Below are 12651 nucleotides of genomic sequence, written 5' to 3'. Positions count from 1 at the left end.
CTGCCAGAGGAGGAGGCCGGGCTCGTCCCGTGGCGGGAGCGGTCGCTCGTCCCGGCCGGATACCGTCGGAGCATGACTGATCAGCACCCCGCGCTCGCGCTGCGTGGCCTCGCCAAGCGGTTCGACGGCAAGGTGGCGGTGGCCGGCGTTGACCTCGACGTCCCGGCCGGCTCGTTCTACGGGCTGCTCGGCCCGAACGGCGCCGGCAAGACCACCACCCTGTCCATGGCGGTCGGGCTGCTCCGCCCGGACGCGGGCGGGGCGTGGGTGCTCGGGCACGACGTGTGGACCGACCCGGTCCGGGCGAAGCAACTCTTCGGCGTGATGCCGGACGGCGTGCGCCTGTTCGACCGGCTCAGCGGGGCGGAGCTGCTGGCGTACCACGGCCTGCTGCGCGGCATGGACCCGGCGGTGGTCGACCAGCGGGCGGCGGAGCTGCTCGACGTGCTCGCCCTCGGCGACGCCGGCCGGACCCTGGTGGTGGACTACTCCGCCGGCATGAAGAAGAAGATCGGCCTGGCCTGCGCGCTGCTGCACGGGCCCCGGCTGCTGGTGCTCGACGAGCCGTTCGAGGCGGTCGACCCGGTGTCGGCGGCGCTGATCCGCGACATCCTGCACCGGTACGTCGTCGGCGGCGGGACGGTGGTCTTCTCCAGCCACGTGATGGAGGTCGTGGAGCGGCTCTGCTCGCACGTCGCGATCCTCGCCGAGGGGACGATCAAGCAGGTCGGCACCCTCGACCAGGTGCGCGGCGACCGCTCGTTGGAGGACGTGTTCGTCGAGGTGGTCGGCGGGCGCACCGCGACGGGCGAGGAGCTGGCATGGCTGTCCCGGTGACCGCGCCCGCCGAACGGTCCCGACCGGTCTCGGCCCGGCACTTCGTCCGGCTCAAGCTGCGGGTGATGGGCAACAACTTCCGCGGCCAGGGCTGGCGGATCGCGATGTTCGTGGGCGGCGTGATCGCCGGGCTCTGGTTCGCCGCCACCGGGTTCTTCCTGTTGGCGGCCCCCGGGCTGGCCGGCGAGCCGAGGTACGCGCTGATGGTCGCCGCGTTCGGCGGGGGCCTGCTGGTGCTCGGCTGGCTGCTGCTGCCGCTGGTCTTCTTCGGCGTGGACGAGACGCTCGACCCGGCCCGGTTCGCCCTGCTGCCGCTGACCCGACGCACCCTGGTCACCGGGCTGCTCGCCGCCGCGCTGGTCAGCGTCCCGACGGTGGCGGTGCTGATCGCGACCCTCGGTCTGGTGCTCACCGCCGGCATGCTGGGCGGGTGGGCGGCGGCGCTGGTCGCGGCCGTCGGGGTGGCCGCCGGGCTGGTCCTCTGCGTCGCCGCGAGCCGGGCGGTGACCAGCGCGTTCGCCACCATGTTGCGGTCCCGCCGGGTACGTGACCTGGCAGCCGTGCTGCTCGCGGTGCTCGCCGCGCTGCTGGGCCCGTTGCAGCTCGTGGGGCTGGCCGCCCTGCGGCAGGCCGACTGGGACCGGCTGGCCGGGGTGGCCCGCGTCGTCGGCTGGACCCCGTTCGGCGCCCCGTGGACGGTCGGCATCGACGTGGCCGAGGGGCGGGCGTGGGCGGCCCCGCTGAAGCTGCTGATCACGGCGGCGGGCATCGGGGCGCTGCTGTGGTGGTGGTCCCGGTCGCTGGAGTCGGCGATGGTGGGGGCGGCCAGCGGGGGCACGGCGAAGGCCCGCGGCGGCCCGGTCGGCGGCGCGGTGACGCAGCTCTTCCCCCGGGCTCTCGGCTGGGCCCGGCGGGACCGGTTCGGCGCGCTGGTCGCGCGGGAGTGCCGCTACTGGTGGCGGGACGCCCGGCGGCGGGCCAACCTGATCACGCTCGCGGTGATCGGGATCTTCGTGCCGGTGATGGTCAACTTCGGCGGGACGAGCTTCTCGACGGAGAGCGGGATGGAGTTCGCCGCCCCGAGCTCCTCCCCGGTGCTGGCCAGCCTCTCGGTCCTCTTCGTCGGGGTGCTCGCCTCGGTCACCCTGGCCAACCAGTTCGGCTTCGACGGCAGCGCGTACGCGGCGAACGTCGTCGCCGGGGTGCCGGGCCGGCTGGAGCTGCGCGCCCGGGCGACGGCGTTCTCGGTGTACGTGCTGCCGATCCTGGCCGTCGTCGCGGTCGTCCTGGTGGTGGTGCTGGGCCGGCCGGCGTGGCTGGGCCTGCTGGCCGGCACCCTGCTCGCCTCGTACGGGGTGGGGCTGGCGATCAACTCGCTCGTCTCGGTGCTCGGGGCGTACTCGCTGCCGGAGACGAGCAACCCGTTCGCGATGAACAGCGGGGCCGGGCTGGCGAAGGGCCTCCTCACCGTGCTGTCGATGATCGGCTCGGCAGCCGCCGCGGTGCCGATGGTGGTCGCGGCGGCGCTGCTCGGCGACGCCTGGCTCTGGCTGGCCCTGCCGCTGGGCCTCGCGTACGGGCTGGGCGCGGCGCTGCTCGGGACGTACCTCGCCGGGGACGTGCTCGACCGGCGGGCCTCGGAGCTGCTGACGGCCGTGACCCCGCGCCGCTGACGCCCCCCGCCGACGGCGGCGTGCGGGCCACGGGTCAGCGGCGGCGTAGGAACGCGTAGAAGAGCGGGTTCCCGTCGGTGACGTTGACCAACTCCCACCCGAACTGGCACAGGTACTCGACGCCCTCCATCAGCTGGGTGACGCCGCTGTGCGTCAGGGCGGGGCGGGCGACCAGGACGAGGTGCCGGTGCGGGTAGGTCCGCAGGTCCACCTCGTTGCGGGCCAGGGTGTTGACGTCGAGGATGCGGGTCTGGGCGAGCTTCTGCGGCGTCATTGGGGTCATGCCCGGCACGATAAGGCCCCCGCGCACCCGCCGCCGGCCGTCCTCCTGCACGGGTTGGCGGGCGGCGGCACAATGGGCCGATGCCCGTCGTCGAGTCGCTGGTCACCGTCCCGGTGCCGCCCGAGCTGGCCTTCGCGGTGTCGCAGACCGTCGCCCCGGTCCGCTACCGCTGGGACCCGTTCGTCCGCGAGCAGCACTTCACCGACGGGGCGACCCGCCCCGGCAAGGGCGTGCGCACGTTTACCCGGTCCCGGCACGGCCTGGTCATGGTCAGCGAGTACGTCTCCTTCGCGCCGCCGAGCCACGTCGGGATGAAGATGGTCCGGGGGCCGTGGTTCTTCGAGATGTTCGCGGGCGGCTGGCGGTTCGCGCCGGGCCCGGAGCCGGGCACGTCGGTCGCCACCTGGCGGTACAGCTTCCGCTGCCGGCCGGCGTTCCTGCGCCCGGTCGCCGACCGGGTCGGGGTGTGGCTGCTGGGCCGGGACATCCGCCGCCGGATCGCCGGGTACGCCGCCGGCTGCGCCGACCCGGAGGTGCTGGCCGCCGCCCGCCGCTCCCTCACCACCGACGAGTGACGTTTCCTCGATCGTCTGTCGAAAAACGACAAGAACACGGCGTGTCGTTCTCCATTACGTGCAAACGATCATTGGTGCTAGGACTTCGCCCGGTGGATGAAGCTGCGCCAGGCGTCGGGTGGAGCACCGAGGAAACCGGACGGCGCTGCTGGTTTACCTGGGACACCTGATGGCGGAGGCGGGCGACCAGCTCGCGCAGCTCGGGGGCCACGAGCGCCGGGCCGGCCTGCACGAGCGGTTCCTGGGCTGGGCGCGCGCCCGGGGCGGCACAATGTTTCACGTGAATCATCAGCCGGGTGCCGAGATCCACCACACCGACCCGTTCGCCGTGCCCGCCGGGCAGAAGTCCCCGGCCCGTCGGCTGCGGGGCCGCCTCGCGGCTCCGGTGACGCTCTGGACCGCGCCCGGGCCGGCCGGCCTGACCGTGTCGTCCACGCTGGTCGCCGAGGGCGAGCCGGACCGGCTGCTCGGCCTGGTCGACCCGGAGTCGGACCTGTGGGCGGCGGTCGAGGAGGCGGGACGGTTCGCGGTCACGCCGCTGGGCCCGGCGCACCGGCAGCTGGCCGACCGGTTCGCCGGCCTGTTCCCGTCGCCGGGCGGCCTCTTCGCCACCGGCGGGTGGACCGACACGGAGTACGGCCCGGTCCCCGCCGACGCCGGCGGCTGGACCGGCTGCCGGCTCGACACCGCCCGCGAGTACGGCTGGGCGCTGCTGGTCGAGGCCACCATCGAGGCCGTCACCCTGGCCGAGGAGACCACCCCCCTCCTGCACTACCGGGGCCGGTACCACGAGCTGACCTGAGCGGTTGGACCAGGTCGGCGACGCGGGCGGGGGAGGCCGCCACCTCGCCGACGTGGGGACTCTCACCGGCCGCCGGTCACCGGAGTGACGTGGGTCACTCGGCGCAGACAGGCGACCGTTCGGCGCAGTGGTCGACCGCGGTCGATCCACGCCTTCCCGGCTGAGGGGCGCGGTTCCTACCGTGCGCGAAACTCCCCACGCCTGTGAAGGTGGTGATCCACAGATGTCCACGGACACACCCGCGCCGGAGACGGCGTCCGCTGCTCACCGGTACCTCGCCGTGCAGCGGTCGGACGAGTTCGCCGGCCTGCGTCGCGCGCTGCGCGGCTTCGTCTTCCCGATGACCGTCGCGTTCTTCCTCTGGTACGCGCTCTACGTGATCCTCTCCGCGTACGCGCGGGACTTCATGGGCACGCGGCTGTTCGGCAGCCACATCAACGTCGCCCTGGTCTTCGGCCTGCTCCAGTTCGTCTCCACGTTCCTCATCGCCTGGCTCTACTCCCGGTTCGCCGACCGGAAGATCGATCCGGTCGCCGACCGGATCCGCGCCGAGATCGGGGAGGTGCACCGTGAACACGGTCCTCGCGGCTGAGGCGGGCGGCGGCACCGCCCGCAACCTGACCATCACCCTGTTCCTGGTCTTCGTGGCGATCACCCTGGCCATCACCGTGTGGGCCAGCCGGCAGACCAAGACCGCCACCGACTTCTACGCGGGCGGCCGGTCCTTCTCCGGCTTCCAGAACGGCATGGCGATCGGCGGCGACTACATGTCGGCGGCGTCCTTCCTCGGCATCGCCGGCATCATCGCCCTCTACGGCTACGACGGCTTCCTCTACTCCATCGGCTTCCTGGTCGCCTGGCTGGTGGCGCTGCTGCTCGTCGCCGAACTGCTGCGCAACTCCGGCCGGTACACGATGGCGGACGTGCTGGCGTTCCGGATGCGCCAGCGCCCGGTCCGGACGGCGGCGGCGGTCTCCACCATCACCGTGTCGATCTTCTACCTGCTGGCCCAGATGGTCGGCGCGGGCGCGCTGGTGGCGCTGCTGCTCGGCATCCGGCCGGGCACGACGTTCCTCGGCATGGACGCCGACACCGCCAAGGTCGCCACGATCATCATGGTCGGCGCGCTGATGATCATCTACGTCACCGTGGGCGGCATGAAGGGCACCACGTACGTCCAGATCGTCAAGGCGTTCCTGCTGATGACCGGCGCGCTGGTGATGACGCTGCTGGTGCTGGCGAAGTACAAGTTCAACCTGTCGTCGCTGCTCGGCGACGCCGCCGCCTCCTCCGGCAAGGGCAGCGCCTTCCTGGAACCGGGCCTGCGGTACGGCGTCGAGGTGGCCGGCGACGCGACGCAGACGTTCTACAACAAGGTCGACCTGCTCTCGCTCGGCATCGCGCTGGTGCTCGGCACGGCCGGCCTGCCGCACATCCTGATCCGCTTCTACACCGTGCCGACGGCCAAGGCGGCCCGCAAGAGCGTGCTCTGGGCGATCGGCATCATCGGCGCGTTCTACCTGCTCACCCTGGCCCTGGGCTTCGGCGCGGCGGCGCTGGTCGGCGGCAAGGACATCGTCGCCCAGGACAAGGCCGGCAACACGGCCGCGCCACAGCTAGCCGAGGCCCTCGGCAGGGACTTCTTCGGCGGCGACCTCGGCGGCGCGACCCTGCTGGCGATCATCGCGGCGGTCGCCTTCGCCACCATCCTGGCGGTGGTCGCCGGACTGACCCTGGCCTCCTCGTCCAGCCTGGCGCACGACTTCTACGCCAACGTGATCAAGAAGGGGCAGGCGTCGGAACGCCAGGAGGTCCGGGTCGCCCGGCTCTCGGCCCTGGTCATCGGCGCGGTGTCGATCGCGCTGTCGATCTACGCGCAGAGCCTGAACGTGGCCTTCCTGGTGGCGCTCGCGTTCGCGGTGGCCGCCTCGGGCAACCTGCCGGCGATTCTCTACAGCCTGTTCTGGAGGCGGTTCAACACCTCCGGCGCGGTCTGGTCGATCTACGGCGGCCTGCTCGCCGCGGTGGTCCTGGTGTTCTTCTCGCCGGTGGTCTCCGGGGCACCGAACTCGATGTTCCCGGACCACGACTGGCAGTGGTTCCCGCTGTCCAACCCGGGCATCCTCTCCATCCCGTTCGGCTTCCTGTGCGGGTGGATCGGCACCATGATCTCGAATGAGCACGACGAGAAGAAGTACGCGGAACTGGAGGTGCGCGCGCTCACCGGCGCCGGCGCGCACTGAGTCGGACCCGCTCGGCACCGCACCGGCCGAGCTGTCGAGGGGCCCCCTGCCACGCCGAGGCGTTGGCAGGGGGCCCCTCCTCACCTCTGTAGGCTGGCCGCATGAAGGTCGCTCCGCGCTTCGGCTCCGGTCACCGTGTCCTCGTCACCGGCGGTGCCGGCTTCGTGCCGTCGCACCTGGTGGACTCCCTCGTCGCCCGCGGCTGCACGGTGGTGGTGCTGGACAACTTCGTCACCGGCTCCAAGGACAACGTCGCCCACCTGCTGGAGAAGCCGACCTTCACGCTGGTCGAGGCGGACATCTCCGACGGGCTGCCGACCCACCACCCGGCGCTGGCCGAGCGGTTCGACGCGATCCTGCACATGGCCTCGCCGGCCAGCCCCACGGACTTCGCCACCCTGCCGGTGGAGATCCTCCGGGTCGGCTCGGTGGGCACCCTGCACCTGCTGGACCGCGCGGTCGCCGACGGGGCCCGGTTCCTGATGGCCTCCACCTCCGAGGCGTACGGGGACCCGAAGGAGCACCCGCAGCGCGAGACGTACTGGGGCAACGTCAACCCGATCGGCGTGCGCAGCGTCTACGACGAGGCGAAGCGGTTCTCCGAGGCGGCCACGATGGCGTACCACCGGTACCGGGGGCTGGACGCCGCGATCGTGCGGATCTTCAACACGTACGGCCCGCGGATGCGGCCGGACGACGGCCGGGCCATCCCGACGTTCATCTCGCAGGCGCTGCGCGGCGAGCCGATCACGGTGCACGGCACGGGCAACCAGACCCGGTCGATCTGCTACGTCGAGGACCTGGTGCGCGGCATCCTGCTGCTGCTCGACTCGACCGAGACCGGCCCGGTCAACTGCGGCACCGAGCACGAGCTGACCATGCGGCAACTTGCCGAGTTGGTCGTGTCACTCTCCGGAAGCACCTCACAGGTGACGTACGTCACCCGGGCCGCCGACGACCCGGAGATGCGCCGACCGGACCTCACCCTCGCCCGTGAACTGCTCGGCTACGAGCCGTCGGTGGCGCCCGAAGACGGCCTCCGGCGCACCATCGAGTACTTCCGCGAGCGGCTAGGGTAGCCGCCCGGCGAAGGTCGCCCCGCCGGGCGACCTGCACTTCGCGGCGGCGCTCGACGGAGCTACGTACCCTCGGGTACATGTCAGCGACCACTCCCGCCGGCGTCCCGCTCCCGCACCTGCTTCGCAGCGCCGGACGCGCCTCGGTCCCCGGCCCCGGCCAGGGCTCCCCGGGACGCGCCCGCGTGCCCGACGCCCAGCGGTACCCCTCGCCCGGCGACCGGTCGCCGGGCGGTGGCTTCGGCGGGCCGGGCGGCCCCGGCGGCCCCACCGGTCCCCGCGGGCCGGGGCGGCCGGGCGGGCGCGGGCCGCGCCCGCAGTGGCGCCGGATCGGCCTGGTGGCCGGCGTGGCGGTGCTGGTGCTCGCGCTGCTCGGCGGGGCGGGCGCCTGGCTCTACACCCGCAACCTGAACAACGACCTGGCCCGCACCGACCCGTTCTCGGAGTTGACGGGCGGTCGCCCGGCCAAGGCGGTGGACGGCGCGCTGAACATCCTGCTGGTCGGCAGCGACTCGCGGGACCCGGACGCCCCGGTGGACCAGCAGAGCCAGTGGCGGGCGGACACGATCATCGTCATGCACATCCCGGCCGACCACAAGTCCGCCTACCTGGTCTCCATCCCCCGCGACCTGTACGTGCCGATCCCCGAGAACGCCCAGTCGGAGTGCGCCTCGGGCCAGCGGGCGAAGATCAATGCGGCGTTCGCGTTCGGTGGCCTGCCGCTGGCCGTGAAGACGGTGGAGTGCTTCACCGACGTGCGGATCGACCACGTGCTGGCGATCGACTTCGCCGGGTTCAAGCAGGTCACCGACGCCCTCGGCGGGGTCGACCTGAAGGTGGAGCGGTCGGTCACGTCGATCCACAAGCCGTTCCGGAAGTTCACCAAGGGCACCATGCACATGAACGGCGCCGAGGCGCTGGACTGGATCCGGCAGCGCAAGCAGTTCCCCGACGGCGACTTCGCGCGGATGCGCCACCAGCAGGAATTCCTGAAGGCGCTGATGGACAAGGCGGCCAGCACGGGGACGCTGACCAAACCGAAGAAGCTGAACGCCTTCCTCCAGTCGGTGACCGACGCGGTCACGGTGGACCAGGGATTCTCGCTGGTCGACATGGCATTGCAGTTCCGCAGCCTGCGCGGGGAGAACCTGATCTTCGTCACCAGCCCGAACTCGGGCAGCGAGACGATCAATGGGGAGTCGGTGGTGGTCTCCGACCGGGAGAAGGCCCTGACCATGTACCAGGCCATGTCGGCGGACACGATGGCCGACTGGGTGAAGGCCAACCAGCCGGCCGACGGCACGGGTAACGGGAACTGACACAGACACCCGTTACTTCGACGGACGTCATCGCCGGTCGGCGGTCGAACCCCCTTCACCGGGGGCCAAACCGCCGACCGGTTGCATCGACCTGGACGTTCGGGCAATTCCCACAAGAGACGGCCGGGAGAACGACAAATAACCGCGTGACGAACTCGCCATGACGGGAAGCGGTACGTACAGTGGTCCCGCCCCCGCCCCCCGAAAACGCGAGCTGGAGCACGCATGCCGGTTCAAGCCAGCCGTCGCCCCCCGTCGCTGGAGCCCGTCGGCGCAGCCGCACGGATCCCGTCGGTCGTCCCCTCGCAGCCCCGCCGCGGCGGCAAGCGCCCCGGTGGCGGCCCCGCGAAGAAGCGGACCCGCCGCAAGGATCCCCTGTGGGCGCGCCTCACCGTGGCCTTCGGCGCGGTGCTGATGATGACCAGCGGCATCGCCATCGTGGGCAGCAAGGCGCTCATCGGCCAGGCCACCGGCAACATCGCCCAGCGCAACCTGCTCGGCGACGCCGGCAAGTCCGACGCCGAGGGCGGCGCGAACCTGGAGGGCCCGATCGACATGCTGCTGCTCGGCGTGGACGCCCGGGAGCGCTGGGCCGCCGACGACGTCCGGGCGGACACCATCATCGTGCTGCACATCCCCGCCTCGCACGACCAGGCGTACCTGATCTCGATCCCACGCGACACCGAGGCGGAGATCCCGGGGCACGGCCTGGACAAGATCAACTCTGCGTTCCAGTTCGGCGCCCAGAACGGGGGCGGCTGGGAGGGTGGCGCGCAGCTCATGGCGAAGACGATCAAGAAGATGACCGGCATCAGCTTCGACGGTGCGTCGATCATCAACTTCGGCGGATTCAAGGGCGTCATCGACGCCCTGGGCACCGTACGGATCTGCGTGAGCCACGAGGTCAAGTCGCACCACATGTCGTACGTCGACGGCAAGCCGATGTGGAACGCCGACGCCAAGAAGACCGGCAGGACGATGACCCCGGTGGTGCACAAGAAGGGCTGCCGGGAGATGAAGGGCTGGGCCGCCCTCGACTACGCCCGGCAGCGCTACGGCCTGCCGAACAGCGACTACGATCGGCAGCAGAACCAGCAGCAGCTCATCAAGGCGATGGCGAAGAAGGCGACCGAGAACGGCACCCTGACCAACCCGGTGAAGCTCAACGGGCTGATCAAGGCGGCCGGCAAGGCGTTCGTCCTGGACACCGGCGGGGTACCCGTCATCGACCTCATCTACACGATGCGCGGTGTCACCGGCAACGACCTGACCATGCTGCGGACCAACGGCGGCACCTTCCACGCCAACGCTTCGGGCACCAAGGAGTCGCTGAGCCCGCAGACCATGGAGATGTTCCAGGCGATCAAGGAAGACAAGCTCGCCGAGTTCGTGTACGCCAACCCGGGCGTGCTGTCGACCCGCAAGTAGCCGTCCGACCTGAGCGAAAGTCACCCGCCGGCCAAGCCGCCCCCCGTAGCCTGATGTGAGCAAGTTTCACGTACGGCGACGGGGGGCGTCACGGTCAGGTCAGGGCGAACCGGACAGGGGCGGCGCGGGCCGACCCGCCGGGGCGTACCCCGGTGGAGCCGGGCCCTGCTCGGGGCCGGCCTGGCCCTGGCCCTGCTGGCCGCCGCCGCGGTGGCCGGGATCAAGATCCTGAGCCACCGGTACGAGCGCACGGTGACCCGGGAGCAGCTGCTCGACCCGACTGCCCGGCGGGACCGGACCCACCTCGACGACGCGCTGAACTACCTGCTGGTCGGCTCGGACCAGCGGCCCGGCGCCACCGGGGACGACCAGCGGTCGGACACCGTCCTCGTGGTGCACGTGCCGGCCGGCACGAAACGGGCGTACCTGATCTCCATTCCGCGCGACCTGCTGGTGGCCATCCCGCCCGCGCCGAACGGCTGGGCCGGCGGCAGCGACAAGATCAATTCCGCATACGAGCACGGGGGCGGCGGCGAGGCCGGGGTCCGGCTGCTCTCGGCCACCCTCGCCCGGCTCACCGGCCTGCGCTTCGACGGGGCCGCCCTGATCGACTTCGCCGGGCTGCGGCAGGTCGTCGACCTGCTCGGCGGGATCCGGATGTGCGTCGACACCGAGGTCCGCTCGATCCACACCAGGACCCTGTTCCCCGTCGGCTGCCAGCAGATGGACGGCGCCCGGGCGCTGGACTACGTCCGCCAGCGGTACGACCTGCCCGGCGGCGACTACGACCGGCAGCGCCACCAGCAGCAACTCCTGCGGGCGATGCTGGACCGGGCCGGCGAGACGAACCTGCGACGCGACCCGGTGCGGCTGGACCGGCTGATCCGGGCGGTCGGCGCGTCGCTGACCATCGACACCAACGGGGTGCCCCTGGAGGAGTTGGCGCTCGCCCTGCGCGACCTGCCCCCGGACGCGCTGACCGGCGTCCAGGTCCCCTCCCACCCGGAGACCATCGACGAGGTCTCCTACGTGGTGCTCGACGGCGGGGGGAACGACCTGTTCGACGCCGCCCGGCGGGAGCGGATGCCCGACTGGGCCCAGGCCAACCCCCGGTGGATCACCCGGCTCTGACCGCGCCACGGGCCGGGTCGCACGGCGCGCCGACCTCTTCCGCACGTCGCCCGCCGCTCCGGTCCGGTGAGGATCTAGGCTTGGTGACCGTGTTCGGACCCCAGGTTCCCACCGTGCCCGTGACCGAGATCACCGACGACACCTACCTGCTCGACGTCCGGGAGGACGACGAGTGGACCGCCGGGCACGCGCCCGGCGCCCACCACCTGCCGATGATGGAGCTGCCGGCCCGGCTGGCCGAGGTCCCGACCGATCGCGAGGTGGCGGTGATCTGCCGCTCCGGCGGCCGTTCGGCGCAGGTGGTGGCCTACCTGATGAACAACGGCTGGGACCAGGTGCGCAACGCCGACGGCGGAATGCGCCAGTGGGCCGCCGTCGGGCGACCTGTGGTCGATACGGGCGGGCGGCCGGGCCAGGTCATCTGAGAGCGACGGGCATGGGTCCCCTCGTCTTCGCCCACCGCGGCTCCTCGGCCGACCTGCCGGAGCACACCCTCGCCGCGTACCTGCGGGCCCTCGACGAGGGCGCCGACGGGCTGGAGTGCGATGTCCGGCTGACCCGGGACGGTCACCTGGTCTGCGTGCACGACCGGCGGCTGGACCGGACCAGCAACGGCACCGGCCTGGTCAGCGCCCGCACGCTCGCCGAGCTGGAGGCGCTGGACTTCGGCTCCTGGCACCCGGGCTGCGCCCCTCCGGACGGCGACGAGCCGCCCGACGAGTCGCACACCCGGCTGCTCACCCTGGAACGGCTGCTGGACGCCGTGCTGGCCGCCGGCCGGCCGGTCCGGCTGCTGGTCGAGACGAAGCACCCCTCCCGGTACGGCCGGGACGTCGAGCGCCGCCTGGTGGCCCTGCTGCGCCGGTACGGCCTGGCGGAGCCGGGGGCGGGCAGCCCGGTCGGGGTCACCGTGATGTCCTTCTCCCCGCTCGCCGTGCGCCGCGTCCACGACCTGGCGCCCGGCCTGCCCACGGTGCTGCTGCTGGACGTGCTGCCGCGCTGGCTGCCACCCGGGCGGCTGCCGCCCGGCACCCGGATCGCCGGGCCGGGGATCGGGCTGGTGCGGGCCCGACCGCGGCTGGTGCCCGCGCTACGCGCCGCCGGCAACCAGGTGTACGTCTGGACCGTCAACGAACCCGCCGACCTGGAGCTGGTGCTCGACGCCGGGGTCGACGGGATCATCACCGACCGGCCGGCCCACGCGCTGGCCCGGCTGGGCCGATGAGTCCCCGGGGCGGAATGACCCGCTGGCTCGGCGGCCCGGCCCGGGTGACCGAGCAGCCA

Annotated in this window: 13 protein-coding genes; 12 read left to right on the top strand and 1 reads right to left on the bottom strand. The window is 72.2% G+C overall.

The window, feature by feature from the left end; genetic code table 11:
• Positions 1–72: 72 nt before the first annotated feature.
• Positions 73–837, top strand: a complete 765-nt coding sequence (locus tag OOK41_RS03060) for an ABC transporter ATP-binding protein (protein ID WP_117668215.1) — start codon at positions 73–75, stop codon at positions 835–837.
• Entirely contained in the window at positions 822–2510 is a 1689-nt protein-coding gene (locus OOK41_RS03055; protein WP_266262890.1) for an ABC transporter permease, read from the top strand. Before OOK41_RS03060 ends, OOK41_RS03055 begins: the two co-directional genes overlap by 16 nt.
• A gap of 34 nt (positions 2511–2544) precedes the next feature.
• On the opposite strand, the gene OOK41_RS03050 is transcribed toward OOK41_RS03055, so the two are convergent.
• A complete protein-coding gene (locus OOK41_RS03050; RefSeq protein ID WP_266262889.1) occupies positions 2545–2793 on the bottom strand; it encodes a hypothetical protein in 249 nt (82 codons plus the stop codon).
• Between the two features lie 80 nt (positions 2794–2873).
• On the opposite strand from OOK41_RS03050, the gene OOK41_RS03045 reads away from it, so the two are divergent.
• The 10 genes from OOK41_RS03045 to OOK41_RS03000 all read left to right on the top strand — a co-directional run bounded on the left by OOK41_RS03045 (position 2874) and on the right by OOK41_RS03000 (position 12592).
• A complete protein-coding gene (locus OOK41_RS03045) occupies positions 2874–3368 on the top strand; it encodes an SRPBCC family protein (protein ID WP_266262888.1) in 495 nt (164 codons plus the stop codon).
• Positions 3369–3486: 118 nt separating this feature from the next.
• Positions 3487–4170, top strand: a complete 684-nt coding sequence (locus OOK41_RS03040) for a flavin reductase family protein (protein ID WP_266262887.1) — start codon at positions 3487–3489, stop codon at positions 4168–4170.
• A gap of 223 nt (positions 4171–4393) precedes the next feature.
• Positions 4394–4762 carry a DUF485 domain-containing protein gene (locus tag OOK41_RS03035; RefSeq protein WP_266262886.1) on the top strand — a complete coding sequence of 123 codons (369 nt, stop codon included), beginning with the start codon at positions 4394–4396 and terminating at the stop codon, positions 4760–4762.
• Positions 4740–6413, top strand: coding sequence for a cation acetate symporter (locus tag OOK41_RS03030; RefSeq protein WP_266262885.1), 1674 nt, complete (start codon positions 4740–4742; stop codon positions 6411–6413). The genes OOK41_RS03035 and OOK41_RS03030 overlap by 23 nt, the downstream gene beginning before the upstream one ends.
• Positions 6414–6514: 101 nt before the next feature.
• A complete protein-coding gene (locus OOK41_RS03025; RefSeq protein ID WP_266262884.1) occupies positions 6515–7492 on the top strand; it encodes an NAD-dependent epimerase/dehydratase family protein in 978 nt (325 codons plus the stop codon).
• Positions 7493–7569: 77 nt separating this feature from the next.
• The gene (locus OOK41_RS03020) at positions 7570–8808 is read left to right on the top strand and encodes an LCP family protein (protein ID WP_266262883.1); all 1239 of its coding nucleotides are present in this window, start codon (positions 7570–7572) and stop codon (positions 8806–8808) included.
• A gap of 225 nt (positions 8809–9033) precedes the next feature.
• Positions 9034–10236, top strand: a complete 1203-nt coding sequence (locus OOK41_RS03015; protein ID WP_266262882.1) for an LCP family protein — start codon at positions 9034–9036, stop codon at positions 10234–10236.
• 192 nt (positions 10237–10428) lie between these two features.
• Entirely contained in the window at positions 10429–11367 is a 939-nt protein-coding gene (locus OOK41_RS03010; protein WP_266267718.1) for an LCP family protein, read from the top strand.
• Positions 11368–11456: 89 nt separating this feature from the next.
• The gene (locus OOK41_RS03005; RefSeq protein WP_117668291.1) at positions 11457–11792 is read left to right on the top strand and encodes a rhodanese-like domain-containing protein; all 336 of its coding nucleotides are present in this window, start codon (positions 11457–11459) and stop codon (positions 11790–11792) included.
• A gap of 11 nt (positions 11793–11803) precedes the next feature.
• Positions 11804–12592 (top strand): glycerophosphodiester phosphodiesterase family protein, encoded by a 789-nt coding sequence (locus OOK41_RS03000; protein WP_117668206.1) that lies wholly within the window; start codon positions 11804–11806, stop codon positions 12590–12592.
• Positions 12593–12651 lie beyond the last annotated feature (59 nt).

It is taken from the genome of Micromonospora sp. NBC_01655 (assembly GCF_026339755.1).
In the GTDB taxonomy this organism is placed as follows: domain Bacteria; phylum Actinomycetota; class Actinomycetes; order Mycobacteriales; family Micromonosporaceae; genus Micromonospora.
This window is presented reverse-complemented; position numbering and strand designations above follow the sequence as displayed.